This window comes from Rhodococcus sp. 14C212 (assembly GCF_011058195.1).
Taxonomy (GTDB): Bacteria; Actinomycetota; Actinomycetes; order Mycobacteriales; family Mycobacteriaceae; genus Rhodococcus; species Rhodococcus aetherivorans.
In genome coordinates this window covers 1-24,582 of sequence record NZ_JAALEH010000089.1, presented here as the reverse complement: position 1 = coordinate 24,582, position 24,582 = coordinate 1, and the positions used below count along the sequence as shown (strand labels likewise).

Annotated in this window: 23 protein-coding genes and 1 pseudogene; 13 read left to right on the top strand and 11 right to left on the bottom strand. The window is 70.7% G+C overall.

From position 1 onward, the window contains the following. Window positions 1-270, top strand: a pseudogene (locus G6038_RS25415) (ABC transporter permease); the annotation flags it as partial. A gap of 12 nt (window positions 271-282) precedes the next feature. Here the strand turns inward: G6038_RS25415 and G6038_RS25410 are convergent. The 3 genes from G6038_RS25410 to G6038_RS25400 are packed head-to-tail and all read right to left on the bottom strand — an operon-like array spanning window position 283 to window position 2,515. Beyond that, entirely contained in the window at window positions 283-612 is a 330-nt protein-coding gene (locus G6038_RS25410) for a cupin domain-containing protein (RefSeq protein WP_165040902.1), read from the bottom strand. Continuing rightward, window positions 609-1,817, bottom strand: a complete 1,209-nt coding sequence (locus G6038_RS25405) for a HAMP domain-containing sensor histidine kinase (protein ID WP_165040900.1) — start codon at window positions 1,815-1,817, stop codon at window positions 609-611. Before G6038_RS25405 ends, G6038_RS25410 begins: the two co-directional genes overlap by 4 nt. Then, the gene (locus G6038_RS25400) at window positions 1,814-2,515 is read right to left on the bottom strand and encodes a response regulator transcription factor (protein ID WP_165040911.1); all 702 of its coding nucleotides are present in this window, start codon (window positions 2,513-2,515) and stop codon (window positions 1,814-1,816) included. The genes G6038_RS25405 and G6038_RS25400 overlap by 4 nt, the downstream gene beginning before the upstream one ends. Window positions 2,516-2,720: 205 nt before the next feature. Here G6038_RS25400 and G6038_RS25395 point away from each other — a divergent pair, with 205 nt between their 5' ends. The 5 genes from G6038_RS25395 to G6038_RS25375 all read left to right on the top strand — a co-directional run bounded on the left by G6038_RS25395 (window position 2,721) and on the right by G6038_RS25375 (window position 8,930). Further along, the gene (locus G6038_RS25395) at window positions 2,721-2,945 is read left to right on the top strand and encodes an SHOCT domain-containing protein (protein ID WP_165040909.1); all 225 of its coding nucleotides are present in this window, start codon (window positions 2,721-2,723) and stop codon (window positions 2,943-2,945) included. Window positions 2,946-2,997: 52 nt separating this feature from the next. Next, window positions 2,998-4,539, top strand: a complete 1,542-nt coding sequence (locus tag G6038_RS25390) for a multicopper oxidase family protein (protein WP_346772916.1) — start codon at window positions 2,998-3,000, stop codon at window positions 4,537-4,539. Between the two features lie 113 nt (window positions 4,540-4,652). Then, the gene (locus G6038_RS25385) at window positions 4,653-5,003 is read left to right on the top strand and encodes a hypothetical protein (RefSeq protein WP_240918728.1); all 351 of its coding nucleotides are present in this window, start codon (window positions 4,653-4,655) and stop codon (window positions 5,001-5,003) included. 158 nt (window positions 5,004-5,161) lie between these two features. Then, window positions 5,162-6,346 carry a hypothetical protein gene (locus G6038_RS25380; RefSeq protein WP_165040899.1) on the top strand — a complete coding sequence of 395 codons (1,185 nt, stop codon included), beginning with the start codon at window positions 5,162-5,164 and terminating at the stop codon, window positions 6,344-6,346. Window positions 6,347-6,539: 193 nt separating this feature from the next. After that, window positions 6,540-8,930, top strand: coding sequence for a heavy metal translocating P-type ATPase (locus G6038_RS25375; RefSeq protein WP_165040897.1), 2,391 nt, complete (start codon window positions 6,540-6,542; stop codon window positions 8,928-8,930). A gap of 262 nt (window positions 8,931-9,192) precedes the next feature. Here G6038_RS25375 and G6038_RS25370 read toward each other — a convergent pair whose 3' ends face one another. After that, window positions 9,193-9,459 carry an SHOCT domain-containing protein gene (locus G6038_RS25370; RefSeq protein WP_165040895.1) on the bottom strand — a complete coding sequence of 89 codons (267 nt, stop codon included), beginning with the start codon at window positions 9,457-9,459 and terminating at the stop codon, window positions 9,193-9,195. A gap of 501 nt (window positions 9,460-9,960) precedes the next feature. Between G6038_RS25370 and G6038_RS25365 the strand changes: the two genes are divergently transcribed. Further along, window positions 9,961-10,674, top strand: a complete 714-nt coding sequence (locus G6038_RS25365; RefSeq protein ID WP_165040893.1) for a DUF305 domain-containing protein — start codon at window positions 9,961-9,963, stop codon at window positions 10,672-10,674. Window positions 10,675-10,779: 105 nt separating this feature from the next. Here the strand turns inward: G6038_RS25365 and G6038_RS25360 are convergent, their stop codons facing one another. The 4 genes from G6038_RS25360 to G6038_RS25345 form a co-directional block, all read right to left on the bottom strand. Further along, window positions 10,780-11,610 (bottom strand): F510_1955 family glycosylhydrolase, encoded by an 831-nt coding sequence (locus G6038_RS25360; RefSeq protein WP_165040891.1) that lies wholly within the window; start codon window positions 11,608-11,610, stop codon window positions 10,780-10,782. A 50-nt stretch (window positions 11,611-11,660) separates the two neighbouring features. Continuing rightward, the gene (locus G6038_RS25355) at window positions 11,661-12,950 is read right to left on the bottom strand and encodes an MFS transporter (protein ID WP_165040889.1); all 1,290 of its coding nucleotides are present in this window, start codon (window positions 12,948-12,950) and stop codon (window positions 11,661-11,663) included. Continuing rightward, window positions 12,947-14,062 (bottom strand): PLP-dependent cysteine synthase family protein, encoded by a 1,116-nt coding sequence (locus G6038_RS25350; RefSeq protein ID WP_165040887.1) that lies wholly within the window; start codon window positions 14,060-14,062, stop codon window positions 12,947-12,949. Before G6038_RS25350 ends, G6038_RS25355 begins: the two co-directional genes overlap by 4 nt. A gap of 98 nt (window positions 14,063-14,160) precedes the next feature. Further along, window positions 14,161-14,571, bottom strand: a complete 411-nt coding sequence (locus G6038_RS25345; protein WP_346772915.1) for a hypothetical protein — start codon at window positions 14,569-14,571, stop codon at window positions 14,161-14,163. A 221-nt stretch (window positions 14,572-14,792) separates the two neighbouring features. Between G6038_RS25345 and G6038_RS25340 the strand changes: the two genes are divergently transcribed. Continuing rightward, complete coding sequence (locus G6038_RS25340) at window positions 14,793-15,809, top strand: peptidoglycan DD-metalloendopeptidase family protein (protein ID WP_165040885.1); 1,017 nt, start codon at window positions 14,793-14,795, stop codon at window positions 15,807-15,809. 530 nt (window positions 15,810-16,339) lie between these two features. Here G6038_RS25340 and G6038_RS25335 read toward each other — a convergent pair. Further along, window positions 16,340-16,756 (bottom strand): archease, encoded by a 417-nt coding sequence (locus G6038_RS25335; protein ID WP_165040883.1) that lies wholly within the window; start codon window positions 16,754-16,756, stop codon window positions 16,340-16,342. Window positions 16,757-16,848: 92 nt separating this feature from the next. Here G6038_RS25335 and G6038_RS25330 point away from each other — a divergent pair, with 92 nt between their 5' ends. Together G6038_RS25330 and G6038_RS25325 are read left to right on the top strand one after the other, a co-directional pair. After that, window positions 16,849-18,270, top strand: coding sequence for an RtcB family protein (locus G6038_RS25330; protein WP_206025602.1), 1,422 nt, complete (start codon window positions 16,849-16,851; stop codon window positions 18,268-18,270). 186 nt (window positions 18,271-18,456) lie between these two features. Continuing rightward, window positions 18,457-19,596, top strand: a complete 1,140-nt coding sequence (locus G6038_RS25325; RefSeq protein WP_165040882.1) for a serine hydrolase domain-containing protein — start codon at window positions 18,457-18,459, stop codon at window positions 19,594-19,596. Between the two features lie 36 nt (window positions 19,597-19,632). Here the strand turns inward: G6038_RS25325 and G6038_RS25320 are convergent, their stop codons facing one another. Continuing rightward, on the bottom strand, window positions 19,633-20,313 hold the full coding sequence (locus tag G6038_RS25320; protein WP_165040880.1) for a 3'-5' exonuclease: 681 nt from the start codon (window positions 20,311-20,313) through the stop codon (window positions 19,633-19,635). A gap of 331 nt (window positions 20,314-20,644) precedes the next feature. Between G6038_RS25320 and corA the strand changes: the two genes are divergently transcribed. After that, a complete protein-coding gene (corA, locus tag G6038_RS25315; protein WP_165040878.1) occupies window positions 20,645-21,802 on the top strand; it encodes a magnesium/cobalt transporter CorA in 1,158 nt (385 codons plus the stop codon). A 22-nt stretch (window positions 21,803-21,824) separates the two neighbouring features. On the opposite strand, the gene G6038_RS25310 is transcribed toward corA, so the two are convergent. Continuing rightward, a complete protein-coding gene (locus G6038_RS25310) occupies window positions 21,825-22,433 on the bottom strand; it encodes a hypothetical protein (RefSeq protein WP_165040876.1) in 609 nt (202 codons plus the stop codon). Between the two features lie 101 nt (window positions 22,434-22,534). On the opposite strand from G6038_RS25310, the gene G6038_RS25305 reads away from it, so the two are divergent. Then, complete coding sequence (locus tag G6038_RS25305) at window positions 22,535-23,602, top strand: ATP-dependent DNA ligase (RefSeq protein ID WP_165040874.1); 1,068 nt, start codon at window positions 22,535-22,537, stop codon at window positions 23,600-23,602. 6 nt (window positions 23,603-23,608) lie between these two features. Beyond that, the coding region (locus tag G6038_RS25300) for a DNA polymerase domain-containing protein (protein WP_165040872.1) at window positions 23,609-24,582 on the top strand (974 nt) is incomplete at its 3' end.

Here is a 24,582-nt window from a genome sequence, read left to right as displayed (position 1 = left end):
GGTGGGGTGTTCATCGCGTTCTTGGTGCCGTTCGTGGATCTGGGGATCGGGCAGAGCCCGATGCTGCGGCCGCAGTCGCCGCAGTGGGCGCAGCCGCTCCCCGGCTACGGCGCGACCCGGATGATCCTCGACGCCGGACTGACCGCCAGGTTCGACGCCGTCGGGCCGTTGGCGGCTGCGCTGGGGTGGCTGGTGGGGCTCACCGCGGTGGCAGCCTGGTTGTTCCGCCGGGCCCCGGCGAGCACACCGCGGCCCGGCGCCGGGCTCTGAACCACCCGGCGGTCAGTATTTGGCGACGGTGAACAGCGCAACCGTGTCGGTGACAGCGTCGATCCGGTGCCGGGTCCGGGGTAAGGCGATCAGGTCCCCGCTGCGTCCGTCCCAGCTCGTCCGGTCGGCGACGACACGAATGCGCCCGCGCAGGATGTACACCGTGGCCTCACCGGGACTCTCGTGCTCGGCCATGGACCGTCCGGCCTGCAACGCCACGAGAGTCTGCCGCAGCACGTGTTCGTGCCCACCGTAGACGGTCTCGGCGCTGCGGCCGCTGGGCGCGACGGCGGCATGCGCGGCCAGGTGCCGAGCGAGCGCGTCGAGCGAGAACTTCTTCATCGTCGCCCCCGAGCGCCGGTACCGGCGGCTGCGGTGCCCTGAGCAGGGGCGGTGCGCGCGCTGCTGCCGGCGGCTGCGGGGGTGGGCAGGTGCACGGTGAATCGGGCGCCGGCCCCCACCCCGGGGCTCGCTGCGGTGAGGGTGCCGCCGTGGGCTTCGACCAGGGCGCGGGCGATGGTCAGCCCGATGCCGCTGCCGCCTTCCTGGCGTCGGGCGGGGTCGGCCCGGTAGAACCGGTCGAACAGATGACTCAGGTGCTCGGCGGCGATGCCGTCGCCGGTGTCGGTGACGGTGATCTCGGCCCCGCCGTCGACGCAGGTGGCGGCGACGGTAACCGTGCCCCCGACGGGGGTGTACCGCAGGGCGTTGTCGAGCAGATTGCCCAGCACCTGCCCGATCCGGTCCGGGTCGACCGTGACCGCGGTGGGGTGCTCGACGTCTTCGACCAGGACGACGCCCTTGGTGGCGTAGCGGCCGGCGGCGACGCGGACCGCGGCATCGACGAGGGTACGGGTGTCGAGGGGCACGGGCGTGACGGACAGCCGGCCCTCTTCGGCACGGGAGACGGCGCCCATGTCCTCGGCGAGCCGCCCCAGCCGGGCGGTGCTCGACCGCAGGACCGCGAAGGTCTCATCGTCGGGAACGCGGATGCCGTCTTCGAGGGCCTCCAGGTGGGCATCGAGGGTGGCCAGCGGGGTGCGCATCTCGTGCGCGAGATCCGAGAGCATGCGCCGCCGGGTGGTTTCGACCGAGTCCAGCCGATCGGCGAGCTGGTTGAACGTCTCGGCGAGCTGGTCGAATTCGTGCCCGAGACCGGGCCCGGGCAGGCGCACGCCGTAGTGGCCGGCGGCGATCTCGGTGGCCGAGGCGGCCACACCGGTGACCGAGCGCTGCACCCGGCGGGTGAAATACCAGCTCACCGCCAGCGCCATCAGCACCGAGACCACCAGCGCGATCGCCAACGAGATGATCATCGCCGAGGCGAACGCCTCCTCGACGTGGGCCGCCTCCGTCGAGACGTGCTCGATACCGGCCTGCTCGAGGTGGTTGTGGAACAGTCCCGGGGCGACGGCGGCGGCGACCAGCCACGCGCTGATCGCGCCGCCGACGACGACGATCGCCTGCGCGGCCAGTAGCCGGCTGCCGAATCCGACACTGCGGCGGCCGGGCCTCCGCCCTGCTGCCGCCGGTGGGGGTGTGGTCACTGCCCGGCTCCCATGCGGTATCCGACCCCGCGCACGGTGCGCACGAACACCCCGCGGGTGGCGTCGTCGCCGAGTTTGCGGCGTAGATGCCCGATGTGCACGTCGACCAGGTGTTCGTCGCCGACCCAGCTCGGGCCCCACACCGCGGCGATGAGCTGGGCGCGGGTGAACACGACGTGGGGGTGTGCGGACAGCGCAGCGAGGAGGTCGAATTCGGTGCGGGTCAATGCGATCGGGGTGCCGTCGACCCACACCTCGCGGCCGGCCGCATCGAGGGTCAACGACCCGAACGTACGGCCGCCGGTATCGGTGCCGGACTGCGCAGGGGTGCTGTCGTCGCCGGTCGAGGGCCGGGGGCGCCGCAACATGGCCTGGATGCGGGCGATGAGCTCACGCGGACTGAATGGTTTGGTCATGTAGTCGTCGGCGCCGACCGACAGGCCGACCAGGGTGTCGATCTCGTCGGCGCGGGCGGTGAGCATGACGACGTAGGCGTCGGAGAACGTGCGCAGCTGCCGGCACACCTCGATCCCGTCCAGGTGCGGCAACCCCAGATCGAGCACCACGACATCCGGATCGACCTGTCGGGCGCGCTCGACGGCGGCGAGTCCGTCGTGCACGAGCGTGACCTCGCACCCGGCGCGTTCGAGGTAGGTGCCCACCACCCTGGCCAGCGCCACTTCGTCTTCGACCACCAGCGCCCGCAGACCGGTAGGTGGGACCGATGCGCTCGAGGCGGGGGTGGGGGCAAGCTGATCGGAACCGGAGGCCATGTCCCATCGTGACCATCACGGCGGGACGGTGGCGACGTTCTTCAGCGAACCTTCATCGAACGCCAACCCGCGGTGTCGGGTAACGGGCCCAGACTCGGATCCGAGCCTTTCGAGGAAGGGAGCGGCCGTGATGTGGGGATCGGGCGCGATGGGCTGGGTCGGCTGGATGGTCATGACGCTGGCGATGATCGGTTTCTGGGCGCTGGTGGCCTTCGGCATCGCTGCGCTGTTCCGCACCGGCTCCGCGCCCCCTCCGGCCGATCCGCTCCGCGTCCTCGACGACCGTTTCGCCCGGGGCGAGATCGACGCCGACGAGTACCAAGCCCGGCGGCGGGCGCTGCGTCCCCACCGGTGAGCGGCGCCGACCTCGCGTCGTCCGTTGTCATCCCAACGTTTCCAGGAGATGTGTGGTGCAGATGTCCCGCCGTATGTTTCTGCTCGGTGCGTCCGCCGCTGCCGGGGCGATGGCCCTCGGTGGGCCGGCCGGCTGCGCCCGCCCCGGTGTGGCGGGGGATCCGGTCGGGCCGGGCGCCGAGGCGGTGCGCCGGCTCGAGACCCAACGCCGTAACGCCGGGCAGGCGGTGGTCGCCGCGCAGGTGACGGCGCGGCCGGTGCAGGTCGACCTCGGCGGTACGGTGGTCTCGACCTGGGGATACGGTGACACGCTACCCGGTCCGCTGCTGCGGGCCAGGGCCGGGGATCTGCTGCAGGTGCGGGTCGACAACCGGCTCGTGGTCGACACCAGCATCCACTTCCACGGCATCGCGATGAGCAACGACATGGACGGGGTACCGGGGCTCACGCAGGAGCCCATCGCCGCCGCCTCGTCGTTCACCTACGAATTCACCGCCCCGCATCCGGGCACCTACTTCTACCACTCGCATACCGGGCTGCAGCTCGACCGCGGCCTGTACGGGGTGGTGGTGATCGACGATCCGGCCGAGCCCGGCGGCTACGACGACGAATGGGTCGTCGTGCTCGACGACTGGGTCGACGGCACCGGCCGCACCCCCGACGATGTCGCCCGCGAGCTCGGCATGCCGGCCCCCGGCCGGCCCGCCCCCCGCGCGGGTGGGATGGGCTCGATGATGGACCACGGCGCGATGGGCGGCATGGGCTCGATGGGCGGCATGATGGGTGGGGAGTCGATGCGCTCGGACCTGCTCGGCGGCGCCGGCGACGTGAACTACCCGCACTACCTGCTCAACGGCCGCACCCCCATCGACCCGGTGACCCTGACCGCCGCCCCGGGGCGGCGGGTGCGGATTCGGCTGGTCAATGCCGCCTCGGACACCGCCTTCCGCGTCGGGCTCGGTGGACATGCGATGACGGTCACCCACAGTGACGGCTTCCCCGTGTCCCCTCAGGACACCGACGCGGTGCTGATCGGTATGGGCGAACGGTTCGATGTGCTGGTCACCCTCGCCGACGGGGTGTTCCCGCTCTACGCCGCCGCCGAAGGCAAACCCGGCCATGCGGTGGCCGTCGTGCGCACCGCCGCCGGGACGGCCACCACCGATACCCGTCCCGGCGAGCTGGATCGGCGGGTGCTGCTCGGCACCGCCCTGTCCCCGGCCGATCAGGTGCGGCTGCCCCGACGATCCCACGACAACTACCTGAGCGTCGACATGGGTGGCACGATGGCCCCGTACCGGTGGATGCTCAACGGCGCCACCTTCCCCGACACCGCGCCGCTGACCGTCGCCCAGGGACAACGGGTACGGATGCGGCTGCGGAACATGTCGGCCATGTTCCACCCGATGCACGTGCACGGACACACCTTCGCCCTGGTCGACGGCGGAGCCCGCAAGGACACCGTGACGGTGCGCCCGATGCAGACCGTGGAAATCGAGTTCGACGCCGACAATCCGGGCCAGTGGGCCCTGCACTGCCACAACGCCTACCACCAGGAAGCCGGAATGATGACGACCCTGTCCTACCGTGCCTGAGAGACCGAGCCTGCGCATGACGACTCCTCCCGGCGAGCACCGCGTCACCGCCAGTGCTTCACCGGCGGCCGCGCCGGCCCGGAAGGGCCCGCTGGCCGCGACCTGGAACGCTGTTGTCCGCAGCCCTCGGCGCGGTGATGGGGCTGGCGCCGCACGTGCTGCACCATGCCGGCCTGATCGCCGGAGCCGCGCTGGTCACCGGGGCCGGGGGCAACCTGTTGTTCTTCGCCCTCGGGGTGGTGTTCTCGATTCCGCTGCTGCGCCGGTTGTTCCGGCGGTTCCACACCTGGAAGGCCCCGGCGATCGCACTGGTGGTGTTCGCGGCGATGTTCTCGCTCTCCGCGTTCGTGATCGGACCGGCTCTGACCGGCCGCTCGGCCTCCGACCCTGCACCGACTCCGGGACCGAACTCGGTGCCGACGACCACCGTCCCGGCCGACCATGGCGAACACCACAGCGGCTGAGCAACCGGCACCGCAGGATCTGCCGGTGTGGGTCCGGGGCCAACCCCGGATCTTCAACCGATGTTCACCGAACCACCGGCCGAAATGCGTACTGGGATCGGAAGAGTCATTGGTGTGCGGCTACGTGCCGACGTTGTTACACCTGCCGGAGGTGCACGATGAACGCCATCGCTGAGGCGGCCGGGTCCCGACCGCCTCTGCGGTCCCGGCGCCGCCGGAGTGCGGTGACCGCCGCGGTCGTCCTCGCGGCGGTAGCGCTGGCGGCCTGTTCCGACAGCAGCGGTCCCACCCCGGATCCGGCTTCGACGGCGGCGCCGTCCGGGCCGGCCGGGACGGTGACCGGGTCGGTGTGGGTCGCCGACGAGGACGGCGACAGCCTCACGGTCCTGGACGCGGCCACCGACGAGGTAGTGACAACCGTGACCGGGGTGGACTCCCCTCACAACGTGCAGGTCGGGCGCGACGGCGCGACCGTGTACACCGTCAGCGGCGACGATCGGGTGATCGCCATCGATCCGGCGACCTACGCGGTCAGTGCCCTCGCCTCCACAGGTGCGGCGCCGGCACACGTGATCGACGCACCCAACGGCAAGGTGTACGTCACCGATGCGGGTGACGGCACGGTCTCGATGTTCGCGACCCCGGGCCTGCGACCGGAGGGGCGGATCGAGCTTGGCGGGATGCCGCACGGTCTGCGGCCCGCGGCCGACGGCTCGGTGATCGTGGTCGCCGACACCGCGACCGGCCTGATGCACCTGATCGACCCGGCCACCGATCGGGTCATCGGGGCGGTACCCATCGGCACCGGCCCGGCCCAGGTCGCGGTCACCGGCGACGGACGGTTCGCCTACGCCGGGATCACCGAGCCGGCCGCGGTGGTCAAGGTGGATCTGGCCGCCCGCGCGGTAACGGGCACCATCTCGGTGCCGGCCGCGCCCGTGCAGCTGTACCTGTCCCCGGACGAGCAGACCGTGGTCTCCGCCGACCAGGGCACCCGGCAGCAACCCGGCAACACCCTGTCGGTGATCGACACGACGGAGATGACGGTCCGCGGCTCGATCACAACCGGCACCGGTCCGCACGGGGTGGTGATCGATCCCTCGGGCACGCGAGCGTGGGTGACGAACACCTACGACGACACGGTGTCCGTGGTCGATCTGTCCAGCCTGTCCGTGGTGGCGACCGTGCCGGTCGGGGAGCGGCCCAACGGTGTCAGCTTCTCCCCCCGCCCGGCTGCGGTGGCCGACAGCTCCACCCAGCTGTCGCTTCCCCCGGCGACGATCTCCGAGAACCGCCCCGACGAGGGGCCCGGGGTAGAGCATTCGGACGAGCACGGACCCTGACCCGAGACCCGGACTTCTTCAACGGATCTTCATCCAACCACCAGAAGATGCCGGGGCGGGGCGGGGCAGACTCGGACTCGATCAGCGATGACCGTTCACCGGTGTCGACTACCGGTACTGCGGTTCGGCGGAACCGCACTGCGTACGGGGGCGAGTAGTGCGTCCTCGCCATCAGAGGGAGGGACCGGATCGAATGAACCGAACCACCGTTGTCGAAGTGGGCGGCCTGCACTGGGCGACGTCGACGCCGGTAATCGAATCCACGCTACTGCGTCGACCGGGGGTTTCCGCGGTGGAGGCCAACGCGGTGAACCAGACTGCCACCGTCACCTACGATCCCGATCGCACCTCGGTGGCGGAGCTGTCGAACTGGGTGCGGGACTGCGGCTATCACTGCGCGGGCCGCTCGGTGCCCGAGCATGTGTGCGACCCGATGAGCGAACCGGCGCCCGGCCCGGGCGCACCGGTGCATCCCCCGCAGCCGAGGGCGCACGAGATGCCTGGCGGGCACACCGCACAGGAGATGATGGGTCACGGCGGTCACGCCGGGATGTCGATGGACGCCATGGTCCGCGACATGCGCAACCGGTTCCTGGTGGCGCTGGTGCTGTCGATCCCGATCATGCTGTGGTCCCCGATGGGCCGCGACATGCTGGGCTTCATGGTGCCGGCGCCGTTCGGGCTGCGCGACGACGTGTTCACCCTGCTGCTGAGCCTGCCGGTGATCTTCTACTCGTCGTGGATCTTCTTCGACGGCGCGTACCGTGCTCTGAAGGCCCGGACCCTGGACATGATGGTGCTCGTCGCCGTCGCGATCGGCGCCGGGTGGCTCTACAGCGTGGGCGTGACCCTGACCGGCGGCGGCGAGGTGTTCTACGAGGCCGCCTCCGTGCTGGCGAGCTTCGTGCTGCTCGGACACTGGTTCGAGATGCGCGCCCGCGGCGGCGCCAACGATGCCATCCGGACCCTGCTCGAACTCGCCCCGCCGAGGGCAGTGGTACTGCGGGATGGTGAGCCGGTGGAGATCCCCACCGCCGAGGTCGTGGTCGGGGACCTGCTCCTGATCCGCCCGGGGGCGAAGATCCCGGTCGACGGAATCGTCACCGACGGGACCTCCGAGGTCGACGAATCGATGGTCACCGGGGAGTCCCTGCCGGTGACCAAGGACGAAGGATCCGAGGTGATCGGTGCGTCGATCAACACCACCGGCACCCTGCGGGTACGGGCGACCAAGGTCGGCTCGGACACCGCCCTCGCGCAGATCGTCGCGCTGGTGCAGGAGGCCCAGAACTCCAAGGCACCCGGCCAGCGCCTGGCCGATCGCGCCGCATTCTGGCTGGTGCTCGTCGCTCTGATCGGAGGGCTGGGCACGTTCGTGGTGTGGTGGGCGGTCGACGGGGATGTGCAGAGGGCGCTGCTGTTCGCCATCACCGTCGTGGTGATCACCTGCCCCGACGCGCTCGGGTTGGCCACCCCGACCGCGATCATGGTCGGCACCGGTCTCGGCGCCCAGCGCGGCGTGCTGTTCAAGAACGCCACCGCCCTCGAGACCTCGGCCCGCATCGACACCGTGGTGATGGACAAGACCGGCACCTTGACCAAGGGCGAGCCGGAGGTCACCGACGTCGTCGTCGACGGTCTCACCGAGGACGAGCTGCTGACGCTGGTGACGGCGGTCGAACGCGAATCCGAACATCCTCTCGCCGGTGCGATCGTGCGCTACGGCACCGCCCGCGACCTTCCCGCGGTGTCGTTGGAGAACTTCCGCAACGTGCCCGGACACGGTGCGGTCGCCGAGGTGGCGGGCCGGCGGGTGGCCGTCGGCAACCGCAAACTCATGGTCACCGAGAATGTCGACTTCGGCGCGTTGATGGACCGGCGCGACGAGCTGGCCTCGACCGGCCGCACCGCGGTCCTCGTCGCTGTCGACGGCCGCGGCGTCGGGGTGATCGCCCTGGCCGACGCCGCCCGGGAGACCTCGGCCGAGGCGGTGGCGTCGCTGCACGAACTCGGCATCGAGGTGGTCATGCTCTCCGGCGACAACGAGGCCACAGCCCGCCGCATCGCCGGACAACTGGGCATCGACACGGTCATCGCCGAGGTGTTGCCCGGCGACAAGGCCGACAAGATCGCCGAACTGCAAAGAGCCGGGAAGAAGGTCGCCATGGTCGGCGACGGCGTCAACGACGCACCCGCCCTCGCGCAGGCGGATCTGGGGATCGCCATCGGTGCCGGCACCGACGTCGCGATCGAAACTGCCGATCTGGTGCTGATGCGCTCGGACCCGCTGGATGTGCCGATTGCGCTGCGCATCGGTCGGGGCACCTTGCGCAAGATGCGGCAGAATCTCGGCTGGGCGGTCGGTTACAACGTCATCGCGCTGCCGATCGCCGCCGGCGTGTTCGAGCCCGCCTTCGGGCTGGTGCTGCGCCCGGAGATCGCGGCGTTGTCGATGTCCGGTTCGAGTCTGATCGTCGCGGTCAATGCGTTGATGCTCAAGCGGCTGCGGTTGCCGTCCCCACCGCAGGAGCAGCCGACGCCGCGCCCGGCACCGGAGCCGATCCCTACCAGCCCGCGCCGCTGACCTCACCGCGGTGTCGGCTACTCCAGGGGTCGACCCCATGGTGGGTTCGGGTGGCCGGCGCGGCCGTAGGATCGGTGGTGTGGTCCTCGTGTACGAGATCGCGCTCGTGCTGGTGTCCGTGCTGATCGTCTGGTTCTCGGTCTACGTGCTGTACCGCCTGGTCACCGACGACTCCGACGGCCGCCACTACCGCCGCTGACACCGCCGCTCCTGAACCCGGCGCACCTGAGGTGGGCAGGGCGATTCGACCTGACTGCGGTGTTCACGCCCCCGAGCCGGGCCGATGGGTGTGCAGGGCGTCGAGACGGCGCCGGTACTCGTCCTCGTCGATCTCGCCGCGGGCGAAGCGCATGGCCACAATCTCTTCCGGCGTCGGGGCATAGGGCGCCGGCGGCGGTGTCGACCGGGGAGCCGCGGCGCGCACCAGCATCACGATGCCGACGATCACCAGCGCCCAGAACGCCACCATCCCGACGGTCATGAGCACATAACCCCAGCCGCTCATGCCGTTGCCGTACCAGAACATCATCGAAACCACCCTTCTTCGCCCTCGGTCGGTGCCACCGGACACCGGCTGTCCGACCCGGTCGGCCGCAGCACCGGCACCCGTGGGGGCAGCGGTGCGCGGTCCCGGTGTGTTCGCTGTCCACGGTGCCCGGCCTCGATGAGCTCTTCGCCGTCGTTCTCGTGAAGATCTGCTCAAGAACTTCGGCGATGGCCGCTCAGGCGCCCGGTGGGTCTTGACGGGTGCCCCGGGCGCGATGCGGGGTTCTTCAGGAAATCTTTACAGAAAGGTCCGGGTTGCCGCGGGGTGCAACTGACAGGCTCGGATCCGGACGAGGTGCGGCCGACCGGTCGGCCGCACCGCAGAGGGCGTATCGCACCCGCAGCGCCCGCAGTGGTCCGCAGCCCCTGGCGAGGGGTGAGGCGGGCCGGGCCCGGGTTTGCCGCAGCCGCTGTGGGGGATGCCTTCGGTATCGCGACCGTGGTGTCGGCCCGGTGCGTGTACACGACGGAAAGGAATGTGCTTGTGAGGAAGAAGTCCCTGGCCACCGGCGCAGTGGCGGTCGCCGCGGCGCTCACCCTGGCCGCCTGCAGCGACTCGGGCAACGATCAGGCCTCGCAGGCGAGCCCGTCGGCGACGGCGACCACCAGCGCCTCCGCCGAGACGGCCGCCGACCACAACCAGGCGGATGTGACCTTCGCCCAGCAGATGATCCCGCACCACAGCCAGGCCATCGAGATGAGCGACGTCATCCTGGCCAAGGAGGGCATCGACCCGCGGGTCACCGAACTGGCCCAGCAGATCAAGGCCGCCCAGGGCCCGGAGATCGAGCAGCTGCAGAGCTGGCTCGCCGACTGGGGGCAGCCCACCATGCCCATGGGCACGACCAGCATGCCGATGGCCACTCCGAACATGCCCATGTCGTCCCCCGGGATGGAGATGCCCGGACACGACATGCCGATGCAGTCCACCACGATGCCCGGCAGCGGACAGATGGGCGGCGGCATGAGCGGGATGATGTCGGCCGAGGACATGGCCGCGCTGCAGAACGCGGAAGGCGTCGACGCCTCCCGCCTGTTCCTGACCCAGATGATCGAACATCACCGTGGCGCGATTGCGATGGCGCAGACCGAGGTCGACTCCGGGCAGAATCCCGACGCGGTGGCCATGGCCCGCACCATCGCCGAGACCCAGCAGCAGGAGATCACGACGATGGAGAACATCCTGGCCTCGTTGTGACCGCGAGAGAGTCGGCGCGCTCGCGCGGTCGACACGGTGGGGCCCGGCACGCAGGCGTGCCGGACCCCACCGGTTAGCGGGGAGCACCGCCCGGTCCGACCGGAGTCAGGTCAGGGTGTACAAGGCCTCGGCGGTGGCGGCGTAGGCGGTGTCGAACCCGGTGGCGGTCAGCGCCTCCGCCTGCCCGACGAAGGCCCGCTGCTCCCAGGCGGCGCCGTCCAGGCTGCGCCAGGCGTAGCCGTCGGCGTCGATGCCCCACAGTCCGTCGCCGGTGCCGGCCAGCAGCACGAGGGCGGGTGCGCCCTCGACCGGGGTGAAGGTGCGTGCCAGGTCGGTGCTGCGCTCGAGCCCGGCCGGCGTGATCGCCCACACCGCGTCCGGGGTCAGGGCCAGGGCCGCGGCCGCCACGGTGGCACCGGCGCTCCAGGTGGTGCCGGCGTCGGTGGACACCCGGATGCCGCGGGTGCCGTCGAAACCGACCACCACGGTGCCGTCCGTGGCCAGGGCGTGGAAATCCACCTCTCCGAGCAGGGACCGGTCGGTCCAGGTGCGCCCGCCGTCGTCGCTGCGGCGCAGCCCCAGCGGGTTCGGGCCGGGGTTCGACGGACCCGGATGGCCCGAGGCGACCAGCACGTCGCTGTCGGACACCCCGGCCAGCCCCATCAGGTCGTCGTCGGAGGTGCCGACCTCGGTGGTGGCGCCGGACGGCGCGACCGCGACCAGTCCGCTGTGGGTGCCGGCCAGGATCGTGCCGGCGGAATCGACGGTCAGCCCGTGCACGTGATCGAGCGTGGGGGACAACGCAACGCGCGGTGCGGTGGCAGCGCCGGAGGGTGCGGTCGCCGCGCTCGGCGTGTCGGGGGACGAGCACCCGGCCACGAGCAGGGCAGCTGCGGCCAACGCCGACACCGCGCCCGGCAGGCGGGACACAGGCATACGGGGGTTCCTTTCTTCGGGCCGGACGAAAGGGGTGCCCGGCGGGAGCATCATGCCGAGGCCGAGACCTGCTCGTCGGTCGGCGTCGGGAGTGGGGCGGTGAGCCGGCCGGTGCGGTGGAGCAGAAACAGCGCTGCCGCGCACCCGGCCCCGATCGCGGTGAGCAGCACCCAGATCAGCCATTCCAGGCCGGCGTCGGCGGCCCACCCGAACACCGCCCCGGTGCCGAGGTTGCCCAGCAGGATGCCCACCCCGACGACGGTGTTGTAGAACCCGTAGTGGGTGGCCACGAGCCGGTTCCCGGAGAGCGCGACGACGGTGTCCATCTCGAACGGGAACACCACCGCCGTACCGACGGCGAGGATCGCCGCCGACAGCACCAACGCCCCGGCGGCCACCGTCCAGAAGGCGTCGGCGGCGGAGGAGGACACGGCCATGGGCACGAACGCAGCTGCCATGATCACCATCCCGACGGCCAGGCTGTGCCCGGAACCCCAGCGGTTGCCGCACCAGGAGGTGATACGTAGCTGCCCGGCGATCGCCACCAACCCGGAGACCACGAACAGCGAGGTCACGAGCACCGTGCCCGATGCTTGGTCCGGGGCGACGACCTCGGCCTGCAGCGGCAAGGCCAGATACACCTGGAACGAAAGAACGTACGAGCCGATCATCGCCGCCGCGAACAGCACGAACGGCCGGTTGGCCACCACCGTGCGCCAGTCGTCGAATATCGAGGTGCGCGGGCCGGAGGTGGCGGTGGTCTCGACGGTCTGCGCCGGCAGCGCCCGGATCTGCATCACCGTCAGCGCCGCGAACACCGCCGCAGCCACCAGCGCGGTGACCCGGAAGTCCACCGCGGTCAACGCCAGGCCGACCAGCGGACCGAGCAGGATCCCGGCCTGGTAGAAGACGTTGAACACCGCGAACGCCTCGACGCGGCGGGGTCCGGCGTCGGCGGCCAGATAGGCCCGCACCGCGGGGTTGAACAACGCGCCGGCGAATCCGGTGGCTGCCGCGGCCACCAGCACCGCCGGCAGCGAGTCGACGGCGGCCAACAGCACGAACCCGACGGTGCGCAGCACGCAGCCGGAGACGATGAGCGGCTTGTACCCCAGCCGGTCGGCCAGGGTGCCGCCCAGCAGGAACATCCCCTGCTGGGAGAAGTTGCGCACCCCCAGCACCAACCCGACGGCCCAGGCCGCCAAACCGAGCGGGCCGGCCAGGTAGCTCGCCAGATACGGCATGAGCATGTAGAAGCCGACGTTGATGGAGAACTGGTTGACCATCAACACCTGGCTGGGGCGGTCGAAACTGCGGAAGCGGGTCGCCAGGGTCGTCACGGCCGCAGCTCCGCGGGGTCGACGACGGTGGTGCATCGCGTCCACGAGCGCACGACACGGTCGGTGGGATGGCCGATGGTCACCGGCTCGGTCGGTGCCGGTCCGTCCAGCAGGCCGTGCTCGGCGCAGAAGTCGTCGTTGTAGACGGTGTCGAAGTACCGCTGCGGGCCGTCCGGGAAGATCGCGGCGATCCGAAGGTCCGGGGAGTGGGTGCGGGCAAGCCAGCCTGCGGCCAGGGCGACCGCTCCCACGCTCCAGCCACCGCTGGCGTGGTGGGTGGCGGCCAGGGTTCGGCACGACCACACCGCCTCCCGGGGGGCAACCCAGTGCACCTCGTCGAACGCCTCGTAGTCGATGTTGCCCGGATGGATGCTCGAGCCCAGTCCGCGCATCAGACGGGAAGCGGCAGGCTGGCCGAACAGGGCCGATCCGACGGTGTCGACGCCCACCAGTTTCAGATGGGGGCAGAACTGGCGCAGCACCCGGGCGATGCCGGCCGAATGTCCACCGGTACCGACCGAACAGACGAGCATGTCGACGCGGCCGAGCTGGGCGAGCAGTTCCAGGGCCAGTGACTGGTAGGCCTCGACGTTGTCGGGATTGTTGTACTGGTCCGGACACCAGGAGCCGGCGTGGGCGTCGAGCAGCTGACGGACTCGGTCCCGCCGGGCTTGTTGCCATCCGCCGGTCGGGTGCGGTTCGGTGACCAGCTCCACGTCGGCACCGTAGGCGGCGAGCATGCGACGGATGATCGGTTCGAGACCGGGGTCGGTGACCACGGTCACCGGGTGACCGTGGACGATGCCGGCCAGCGCCAGGCCGAGTCCGAGGGTGCCGCTGCTCGACTCGATGATGCGGGCCCCGGGGATCAGCTCGCCCCGGTTGCGGGCGCGTTCGATCATGTGCAGGGCGGGGCGGTCCTTCATGCCCCCGGGGTTGTTCCCTTCGAGCTTGGCCCAGAACCCGGCGCCGGCATCGGCGAAGGGTTCACCGATCCACAGCACCGGGGTGTTGCCGACCATGGTGGTCGGCTCCGGGCAGCACGGGGCAGAGGTCAACAGCCGAGCCGACGATCGCGGCGGAGTGGAAACGGGGAAGACAGCACTGTTCATGACGAGTCATCTCTGTGGGGGCGCGCACTGAGCGCACGATGCGATGGGCAGCACGAGACGGGCCGACAGGGGGTCCCCCGCGGCCGGTCCGCTGCCGATCAGCACCTGCTGACACAGAGTTCGTCGAGGATCGTCCGGCCGCTGCGGGCCGGGGCGGCCACCGGTGGCGGGGCCCGCGGCAGGGTCGGGGCGTGCCGCCAGGCGACCGCAGCCGTAACCACCACCGCGACCAGCGTGACCACCGCGATCGGACGCCCCGCGTTGTCCGCACGAGGGCCGAGGAACAGTTGATCGTGGTGAGGATCGAGGCCGGACGAGTCGTGATCGACATGGGCATGCCCGGGCGCCGTTTCCGCACCGGGTTGCGCGGTCGCACTCACGTGCACGTCGTCGTGATGATGGCGGTCCGCCGCGGTGAGACCACACTGCACCAGGGTGTGGCCGAGAAGGTAGAGGACGACCAATGCGACCGCGGTCCGCAGGGGCGGAGAAGTCGATCGGGCCGTCACAACTCCCCGACTGTAGCAGCGCATCACCGCCGACCCGGCCGACCGCACACCTCGCCGTCCCGTTTCGGCACCCGGCCCGACACTGCTGGGTCAGTGGGTGAGCATGCGATTGCAGAGACGCAAGTGATGAAAGTGCACTAGCGTTACGGTGTGTCGACTTGACAAACACGCATATACCTCTCCAATCGGACATTTCTCGTGAGGCGGCGGGAGGAAGTGTCATGCACCGCACGCACGGCGGCCGGTGGGCCGCGTTGATCCTGGGAGCGTCGACGGCGGGGCTGACATGCCCGCTGCTCACGGCCCCGACGGCCGGAGCGACGCATCTGCCCCCGGAGCCGGCGGCGGTGTCCGTGGCCGATGCGCTGACCACCACCGGAGCCGACCCGGCCGGGCAGGTGGTCGATCCCGCTCGATGGCAGACGGTCGCGAACATCGCCGCCGCCGGCGTGCGCGCCGCCCGGGACAACGGCGCACTCGCCGACACGGTCGCCACCCTGCAGTCCCTGGCCGGCTGCGCGGCCCGATGGAGCGCCCAGGGCACCTCGGCCAGGGCGAGCCTGTTGTCGGTGTGCCGTACCGAACTGGCCGGACTGGATTACAGCATCGCTCCGCGCCTGCTGGCGGCACTGACCACCGACCCCGGTACACCCACCGCACCGGGTCGTCACGGCCCCCCGGCGTCGGAGCCTCGAACGCCGCCCGAGGAAGACGACGCGCCGGCTGCGGGCACACCCGATACGGCCCCCGGCAACGAGAGTGCCGCCGGGCAGGAAGACCCCGGCGCCGAACCGGCAAGCCCCACCCCGCCGCGACCGGCCCAGGGCGGGCGCTGGGGCGGGACCGGCCGGTCCGTCGCCCCGACCGCCGGGGTGATCACCTCCACCTTCGGTGACGGACGCGGACACGGAGGCATCGACATCGCCAACACCATGGGCGCACCGATCGTCGCCGTCGACGACGGGGAGGTCATCAGCGCCGGACCGGCACAGGGCTACGGGCTGTGGGTACGCATCCGGCACGACGACGGCACGGTGACCACTTACGGCCACAACAACGCCAACCTGGTGAAGGTCGGGCAACGAGTCGAAGCCGGGCAGAAGATCGCAACCGTCGGAGATCGCGGCAACTCCACCGGACCCCACCTGCATTTCGAGGTCGAAGACCGCTCCGGCGCCAAGACCGACCCGGCGCAGTGGCTGGCCGACCGTGGCACCCCCATCATCGCTGCGGACTGACCTCCGAGCGGGCGGCGCACGCCAGCTCGAATGAACCGGTGCCGCGCCGTGCGCGCCGCCACGGCGGGTTCCGAAGTGCGGGTCTTGTCGCGGCCCACTCCTGCCGGGCACGGACACCGAAAGTCGAGATCTCGTGAAGATCTGTTGAAGAAAACGGATCTCGCACTCGAGGTGGCACATCGCGGAACGGCAGAGGGCGATAGTGGGACGATCCCGCCCCCGAGGGTTACTCGGCTCCAGGAAAGGCCACGGCCGTGAACATGATGGGCATGATGGACCAGGCGCACACCCTGCTGCACCAGCTGATGATGTGGCTCCACCAGATGGGCGGGATGCCCATGATGAACATGCCGATGTAGCGCAGCCGCTCGCCGGATCCCGCCGACTACCCGGGGCTCGGCCCCGGCAACGGGCACCGTGCCCGGCAGGCGATCCCGGCCATCTACAGCGGAAAGTCACAGCGGCGAGTGTGCACACACGGTCGCCTGCGCCCGGCGTGCCGCGACGGGGGACCGCACTCCGCCGCCGGTTCACACGTCCAGCGTCACGGAGCACGACCACCCTTCCGGTCCGCGGTCGAGGCGCAGCTCGTGGAGCGACACCGCCTTCGGGACCGCACCGATCTGGGCCGCCGCGGCGGCATCGACCATCGAGAATCGCGCCTGCGCTGTGCCGCCGCCGGATTCGACGACCACGTCGATCGGGATCTCCCCGGCCGTGTCGAGCAGATAGATCACCTCGTCGAGGACCGCGACGAGCAGATCCTCGTCGCCGTCGGCCGTCAACCGGCGGTTGCGGACCCGGCCGGGTCCCGCGGACGAGATGTCGGCAAAGCTCGCGACGGCGCCGCGCACCGCCTGCGCGATGCACTCGTCACGGGTCGGTGCCCACGCCTCGATGCGCAGATCCGCCGTGTGCGGCACCGACCGGTACCCGCTTCCGTTCATGACTCGCTCCCGGGCCTGTGCAGCAGGCACTGCAGATCCTATGGTGGAACGAGGCCGCCGACGTCGCGTTCCCGCCCCCGGATCGGACAGTGATGAGGATCGTCGAGGAGACCCCGTACCGGTTCCGGATCGATCGGGCCGGCGCGATGCGCGTACCCGGGATCGTCTTCGCCGCCCGGTCCCTGCTCCCCGCCGCGGAGGGCGACGAGGCGCTCACCCAGGTCGCCAACGTCGCGACCCTGCCCGGCATCGTCACCGCATCGTTCGCCATGCCGGACGTCCACTGGGGTTACGGCTTTCCCATCGGTGGGGTCGCGGCGACGGACATCGACGACGGCGGCGTCGTCTCCCCCGGCGGCGTGGGCTTCGACATCTCGTGCGGCGTGCGGCTCCTGATCGCACGCGACGCGGACCGGTCCGCCCTCGCGCCGCGCCTCGGTGTGCTGATGGACCGGCTCGGTCGCGTCGTACCGCGCGGCATGGAGACCCGGGGCGTGTGGGAACTCCCGGACCGCACCGTGCTGCGGCAGGTGCTCGCGGGCGGCGCCCGCTTCGCGGTGGAGCAGGGGCACGGCGTCGCCCGCGACCTCGAGCGGTGTGAGGACCGTGGCGTGTTGGACGGCGCCGACCCGGACGCGGTGAGCGACCGTGCCGTCGAGCGGGGCCTCGGTCAGCTCGGCAGCCTCGGGTCGGGAAACCACTTCCTCGAGGTCCAGGCCGTCGAGCGGGTCTTCGATCCGGACACCGCGCGGCTGATGGGGCTCGACGTGGGCACGGTGTGCGTGATGATCCACTGCGGATCCCGCGGCCTCGGCCACCAGATCTGCACAGACCACGTACGTGAGATGGGTAAGGCGATGGGCCGCTACGGGATTCACGTACCCGACCGGCAGTTGGCGTGCGTTCCGGTCCGGTCGCCGGAGGGGGAGGCCTATCTCGGGGCCATGGTGGCGGCGGCCAACTACGGCCGGGCCAACCGGCAGTTGCTTACCGAGGCGGCCCGCCGGGTCTTCGAGGAAACGGCCGGCACGACCCTCGACCTCCTCTACGACGTCTCGCACAACCTGGCGAAGATCGAGCGGCACGAGGTCGGCGGCCGGGTCCGCGCGCTGTGCGTGCACCGCAAGGGCGCGACGCGGTCCCTGCCGCCGCACCACCCCGACGTGCCCGTCGACCTCGCCGACGCAGGGCAGCCCGTGCTCATCCCCGGCACGATGGGCACCGCGTCGTACGTGCTGGCCGGTGTCGCCGGGAACCCGGCGTTCCACTCCACCGCGCACGGGGCCGGCCGGGTGCAGAGCCGGCACCGTGCTGCCCGGCACACCGACGGCCGGGCGGTGCGCGACGCACTCGAGACGCACGGGGTGCTCGTGCGGGGAAGCTCGTGGCGGGGACTCGCCGAGGAGAAACCGGAGGCGTACAAGGACATCGACGCGGTGGCGGAGGTGAGCGAACGTGCGGGCCTGGCCCGCCGGATCGCCCGGCTCGTGCCGCTCGGCGTCGTCAAGGGGTGAGCGCCACGGCCCGGGCCGAATGTCACATTCAGTCGACTGCATCGACGCGATGTGACATTCGGTCGCCGGCCGGGCCGGAATCCGTGCAGCGCTGCCGTGATTGACATCACAGAACGCAGTGCGCATACTCGTCCGAGTTGAATTCGAAATCAACTTTGGCTGGCACCCTCACTTCAGGAGTAGTCCATGTCCGACATCCACGGCGTCTGCGACCCCCGGTTCTCCGCTCTGCGCGAGGCACTCGAACGCAATCTCGATTCGGGTGAGGACGTCGGCGCGTCGATCGCCGTGACCCTCGACGGCGAACCCGTCGTCGACATCTGGGGTGGCTCCATGGACGTCGACGGATCGCGGCCGTGGGAGCGGGACACGATCACCAACGTCTGGTCGTGCAGTAAGACGGTCACCGCTCTGGCCGCCCTGATGCTCGTCGACCGGGGGCAACTCGACCTCGACGCACCGGTGGCGCGGTACTGGTCCGACTTCGCCGCCAACGGCAAGGACGGGATCCTGGTCCGGCACCTGCTGTCCCACACCTCCGGCGTGTCGGGCTGGGACCAGCCGTTCACGATGGACGACCTCGCCGACACCGCCAAGGCCACGGAACTGCTGGCGGCACAGGCGCCGTGGTGGGAGCCCGGCACGGCCTCCGGCTACCATGCGCTCAACTACGGACACCTCATCGGCGAGGTGGTCCACCGCGTCGACGGCCGGACGCTGACCGGCTTCATCGAGGAGGAGATCGCACGTCCTCTCGACGCCGACTTCCGCCTGGGCGTGGCCCGCTCGGACTACTCGCGCGTGTCCGAGGTCATCCCCCCGCCCCCGCTGCCGATCGACCTCGCGACCCTCGATCCCGCGAGCGTGATGGTGAAGACCTTCACCGGTCCGCCCGCCGACGCCACGGCGGCCTGGGGCGACGGCTGGCGCGAAGCCGAGATCGGCGCGGCCAACGGACATTCCAATGCTCGTGCCCTGGCGAGGATCCAGTCGGTGATCGCCTGCGGGGGGCGGGTCGGCGACGTCCGCCTGCTCTCGGCCGACACCGTCGACGCGATATTCGACGAGCAGTCCTACGGGGTGGACCTCGTGCTCGGGGTCCCCGTCCGCTTCGGAGTCGGATTCGGACTTCCCACACCGGAATCGGTGCCGTTCGTGCCGCAGGGACGGATCTGTTTCTGGGGTGGCTGGGGCGGATCCCAGATCATCGTCGACACCGAGCGCAGGATGACCGTTGCGTACGTGATGAACAGGATGGGGCCGGGCCTGCTCGGTTCCGATCGTTCGGCGGAGTACGTCTCCGCGGCGTTCGCCGCTGTGTCGTGAGTTCCGGATTCGAAACTCGTCGAACGGCAACAACTTTCATGCGATGCCGCGGATGGGCCACTGCGGGTCCACGTCCGACACGTCGCGTCCGAGGCCTGAGAGGTATTCGGCGAAATTGCGTTGCCGCTCCGCGTGCCAGGCCGCCTGGTCCGTCATGATGTCCAGGTCGGCGAGCTGAGGGAAGCGGGTGCACAGCGCCCGCGCCAGTTGCCCGGCCGCGAGTGCGTCCGCCTCGGCCTGATGGGCGGCGGTCAGCGTGACACCGTACGCATCGCAGACCGCCTGCAGGGTGCGGCTGCCCTCGCGGCCGCGGTCCATCTCGCGGTCGACGACGTACGGGTCGAATACCAGGCCCGTGGCGAGTCCCGGCAGCCCCAGCCGGCGGCCCTCGGCGTCGATCACCGTCAGGTCGTAACTGGCGTTGAACGCGACGACGATGTGATCGCGGACCCAGGCCTCGCACAGTGCCTCGCGGATCCGGGTGTACCCGGCCGTGTACTCGAGGCCCTCGGCGCGCGCCCGCTCCGTGGTCACGCCGTGGATCGCCGCCGTCTCCTCCGGGATCTCGATGCCCGGATCGAGCAGCCACGTCCGCGACGAGACGGTGTCGCCGTCGAGGACGACGACGGACGCGGTCACGATGCGCGCGATCCGCGGATCGCGGTCGGTGGTTTCGAGGTCGAACGCGCAGATCGGTCGATCGGGCCAGTGCGTCATCGGGGGTCCTGTCGTCGGTCGGTCGGGGCGGTCACGGTGATTGTGGCCGCAGCCACCGACACCGCTGCCGCGCGGTACGACGTCGTGCGCCGGACCGGCCGAAATGGCTCCACGCGGCACGAAGGCGTACGCTGCTGGTGTTTCGTCAGGCCCCCGGCGCGGTTCCGGGTGATGTGGAGGAGGTGGGACTCGCGATGCGCAGTCGACCTCCGAGTACCAGTTGACGGCAGCCCGTACGCGTCCTTTCGGTGCGCGACGGTTGCCGTCGCGTGTGCGTCCCACGGCGAATGCCCTCGCCGTCGTCCCCCGTGCCCCGAAAGGCCGTGCCGACATGCTGCCGAACCGTTCCGTCCGTGCCCTGCTGCCGCGTCGCTCCGCGCCGGCGACCGCCGACCCGTCCGCCGGGTTCGGCGCGTCCCTGCATCCCGCCGTCGCGTCGAGTCCCGGCCGTGACGGCGCGGCGGGGGCGGAGAGCAGCATCGTCGACAGCGCGGTCTACCGTGACGGCCGCCGCGTCGCGTCGCCGGCGACGCTCGCGCAGGCCCTCGACTGCCTGCCCGAGCCCGGCTCGATGGCGTGGATCGGGATGTACCGGCCCACCGACGCTCAACTCAACGCCGCCGCAGAGCAATTCGGGCTGCACGAACTCGCGGTCGAGGATGCGATCGCCGCCCATCAGCGCCCGAAGCTCGAGCGGTACGGCGACACGCTGTTCGTCGTGCTGCGCGCCGCCCGCTACGTCGACGAATCCGAGCGGGTCGACTTCGGTGAAGTGCACGTCTTCGTCGGCCCGACGTTCGTGCTGACCGTCCGGCACAGCGAATCGCCCGACCTGTCGGCGGTGCGGGATCGGATGGAGAGCGAGCCGGATCTGCTGCGGCTCGGCCCCGAGGCGGTGCTCTACGCCATCCTCGACGCCGTCGTCGACGGGTACGCGCCCGTCGTCGCGGGCCTGCAGAACGACATCGACGAGATCGAGACCGAGGTGTTCAGCGGCGATCCGCGGGTCTCGCGCCGCATCTACGAACTCTCCCGCGAGGTCATCCAGTTCCAGCGGGCGGCCAAGCCGCTGCTCACCGTGCTGTCCGGTCTGTCGTCGGGATTCGCCAAGTACCGCACCGACGACGAACTGCAGCGCTACCTGCGGGACGTCACCGACCACGCGACGACGGTCGTCGAGCAGGTCGACAGCTTCCGTCAGCTGCTCGGCAACATCCTCACGGTCAACGCGACGCTGGTGTCGCAGATGCAGAACGAGGAGATGCGCAATCTCAGCCGGGCGAGCATCGAGCAGAACGAGGAGATCAAGCGGATCTCGGCGTGGGCGGCGATCCTGTTCGCACCCACGCTGATCGGGACGGTCTACGGGATGAACTTCGACACCATGCCCGAATTGCATTGGGCTGCAGGTTATCCCATGGCCCTGCTGATGATGGTCATGACGTGCGCGGGGCTCTACGCGATCTTCCGCCGCCGCGGCTGGTTGTAGCCGGCCGCGGCGGACGGCGACCTCAGAGCGTGTCGGTGCAGACCACGAAACGACGCTCGCTGTAGACGAATCCGCCTTCGGAGACGGAGCAGTCGTTCACGTTGTCGGTGTTCTGCAGGATCTCGGTGACCTTCTCCGTCTCGGGGCCGGGCGCGGCGCAGTCGACGCGCTGCGGGTCCTCGCCGGAGATGTCCATGCAGCTGTCCACCACCCAGTCGACGTCGAGGCACAGGGCGCCCACCTCGACACCGGCGGAGGACTCGTAGTAGGTCTGGTCGGCGTCCGAGACACACTGCTCGCTGGAGTCGACGATGTCGATCACCTTGTAGTTCGAGTCCATGCTGCCGCAGGTCGCGTTCTCGATGGTCGCGTCGTCGACGGTGCCGCCGAGGCGCACGCAGTCGCCGATCTCGACGTCGATGTCCAGGCCGGAGGAGCCGGGGGACGTCGGTGCCGTGGTCGTGGTCGGACGACCGGTGGTGGTCCGGGTATCCGATGCACCGGCCGACGTGGTCTCGGACCCGGACTCGGGCACCGCCCGGGGCTCGACGTCCGATCCGCACGCGCCGAGTACCAGAGCCGCCGCGGCCAGCGCGACGGCGGTGCCGCTCACCCGTCGAATGAAGTTCATGGGGGGAGAGCGTACGGAATGTCCGCCTCGGGCGGGAAACGTAGGGCGATTTCTCGCAAATCCGGCGCGCACGCGTCGGCTCCGGGTGCGACCATGGGCCGGTGCAGCTGCCAGTCGCTCCGCCGATCGCACCGATGCTCGCCAAGGCCGTGTCCGAGGTCCCGGCCCAGCCCGCCGACGGCGGCCCCGAGTGGTCGTACGAGCCGAAATGGGACGGCTTCCGCGCCGTCGTGTTCCGCGACGGCGACGAGGTGGTGTTCGGCTCGCGCGGCGGCAAGGACCTCGTGCGGTACTTCCCGGAGCTGGCGGTTGCGGTGCGGGCCGAGTTGCCGGCCCGCTGCGTCGTCGACGGGGAGATCGTGGTGCCGCGCCTGCGGGACGGCCGGACCCGGCTCGACTGGCAGGCGCTGTCCGAGCGAATCCACCCGGCAGCGAGCCGCATCGCGCTGCTCGCCGAGCAGACCCCTGCCCAGTTCGTCGGCTTCGACCTGCTCGCGATCGGTGACGAGAACCTGATGGAGGCGCCGTTCGCGCGGCGCAGGGAGCGGCTGCGGGCGGTGGTCGGCGGCGGCCCCAGCTGCCACGTCACCGTCGCCACCCGCGACGCGGACACCGCCGGCCGGTGGTTCGCCGAGTTCGAGGGTGCCGGTCTCGACGGGGTCGTCGCCAAGCGTCTCGACGGGCCCTATGTGCCGGACAAACGGGAGATGCTCAAGGTCAAGCACGCCCGCACCGCCGACTGCGTGCTCATCGGCTACCGGCCGCACAAGAGCATCGACGGGGTCGGGTCCCTGCTGCTGGGCCTGTACGACGGCGGCGACGAGCCGGTGATGGTGGGCGGTGCGTCGGCGTTCACCGTCGAGCAGCGCAAGGAACTGCTCGCCGAACTCGCACCGCTGCGGGTCGGCGCCGACGTCGTCGCCGAGGGGGAGGCGAGCCGGTGGCGGACGGCGGTGGACCGCCGGTGGATACCGCTGCGGCCGGAGCGGGTCCTGGAGGTGGCCTATGACCAGATGGAGGGCAACGCCGAGACCGGCCTGCGGTTCCGGCACGCGGCGCGGTTCCTGCGGTGGCGACCGGACCGCGAGCCGCGCAGTTGCACCTTCGAACAGCTGGACGTGCCGGTGCGGTACGACCTCGGCGACGTCCTCGACCGGACAGGAGTGTGACCTGCGGTGCCCGACGCGAAGCGTTCTCCCGCGGTGGAACTGGACGTCGGCGGCGTGCCCGTCCGCCTGTCCAACCCCGACAAGGTGTACTTCCCCCGGCTCGGAGAGACCGGCACCAAGCGCCGCCTCGTGGAGTACTACCGGACCGTCGCGACGGCCGGCTCGGCGCCGCTGTTGCAGGCGCTGCGGGAGCGGCCGACACATCTGCAGCGGTTCCCCGACGGGATCGAGGGCGAGGAGATCTACCAGAAGCGGGTGCCTGCCCGCCGGCCCGACCACGTCGCGACGTGCGAGGTGACGTTTCCGTCCGGCCGCACCGCCGACGTGCTGCGGGTGCGCAGCGCGGCGGACGTCGTGTGGGCGGCGAACCTGGGCACCGTGACGTTCCATCCGTGGGCGGTGCGCTGCGGGGACGTCGACCGTCCGGACGAGTTGCGCATCGATCTCGACCCTCAGCCGGGGACCGCGTTCGACGACGCCCGCGCGGTCGCGCTCGAGGTGCTGCGACCGCTGCTCGACGACCTGGGTCTGGTCGGCTTCCCGAAGACGTCGGGCGGCCGCGGCCTGCACGTGTACGTCCGCATCGTCCCGGAGTGGGACTTCGTCGGCGTGCGCCGCGCCGGGATCGCCCTGATGCGGGAGGTGGAACGCCGCAGCGACGGCCGGGCCACCACCGCGTGGTGGAAGGAGGAGCGCGGGCAGCGCATCTTCCTCGACTTCAACCAGAACGCCCGGGACAAGACGATCGCGTCGGCGTATTCGGTGCGGCGCACCCCGATCGCGACGGTGTCGACACCCCTGACGTGGGACGAACTCGTCGACGCCGAGCCGGACGACTTCACGATCGCGACCGTGCCGGGGCTGCTCGAGCGCCGCGGCGATCCGATGGCCGCGATGGACGAGACCGCGCAGGCGCTCGACGTGCTGCTCGAGATGGCCGAGCGGGACGCCGCGGCGGGCCTCGGCGACCTGCCCTACCC

Bases quoted from the DNA above. Each gene is read 5' to 3' on its own strand.
- G6038_RS25320 (WP_165040880.1), bottom strand. From the start codon at position 20,313: ATGACGCACTGGCCCGATCGACCGATCTGCGCGTTCGACCTCGAAACC.
- G6038_RS25330 (WP_206025602.1), top strand. From the start codon at position 16,849: ATGAGGATCGTCGAGGAGACCCCGTACCGGTTCCGGATCGATCGGGCC.
- G6038_RS25370 (WP_165040895.1), bottom strand. From the start codon at position 9,459: ATGATGTTCTGGTACGGCAACGGCATGAGCGGCTGGGGTTATGTGCTC.
- G6038_RS25360 (WP_165040891.1), bottom strand. From the start codon at position 11,610: ATGCCTGTGTCCCGCCTGCCGGGCGCGGTGTCGGCGTTGGCCGCAGCT.
- G6038_RS25380 (WP_165040899.1), top strand. From the start codon at position 5,162: ATGAACGCCATCGCTGAGGCGGCCGGGTCCCGACCGCCTCTGCGGTCC.
- corA (WP_165040878.1), top strand. From the start codon at position 20,645: ATGCTGCCGAACCGTTCCGTCCGTGCCCTGCTGCCGCGTCGCTCCGCG.
- G6038_RS25350 (WP_165040887.1), bottom strand. From the start codon at position 14,062: ATGAACAGTGCTGTCTTCCCCGTTTCCACTCCGCCGCGATCGTCGGCT.
- G6038_RS25310 (WP_165040876.1), bottom strand. From the start codon at position 22,433: ATGAACTTCATTCGACGGGTGAGCGGCACCGCCGTCGCGCTGGCCGCG.
- G6038_RS25325 (WP_165040882.1), top strand. From the start codon at position 18,457: ATGTCCGACATCCACGGCGTCTGCGACCCCCGGTTCTCCGCTCTGCGC.
- G6038_RS25340 (WP_165040885.1), top strand. From the start codon at position 14,793: ATGCACCGCACGCACGGCGGCCGGTGGGCCGCGTTGATCCTGGGAGCG.
- G6038_RS25375 (WP_165040897.1), top strand. From the start codon at position 6,540: ATGAACCGAACCACCGTTGTCGAAGTGGGCGGCCTGCACTGGGCGACG.
- G6038_RS25410 (WP_165040902.1), bottom strand. From the start codon at position 612: ATGAAGAAGTTCTCGCTCGACGCGCTCGCTCGGCACCTGGCCGCGCAT.
- G6038_RS25335 (WP_165040883.1), bottom strand. From the start codon at position 16,756: ATGAACGGAAGCGGGTACCGGTCGGTGCCGCACACGGCGGATCTGCGC.
- G6038_RS25395 (WP_165040909.1), top strand. From the start codon at position 2,721: ATGTGGGGATCGGGCGCGATGGGCTGGGTCGGCTGGATGGTCATGACG.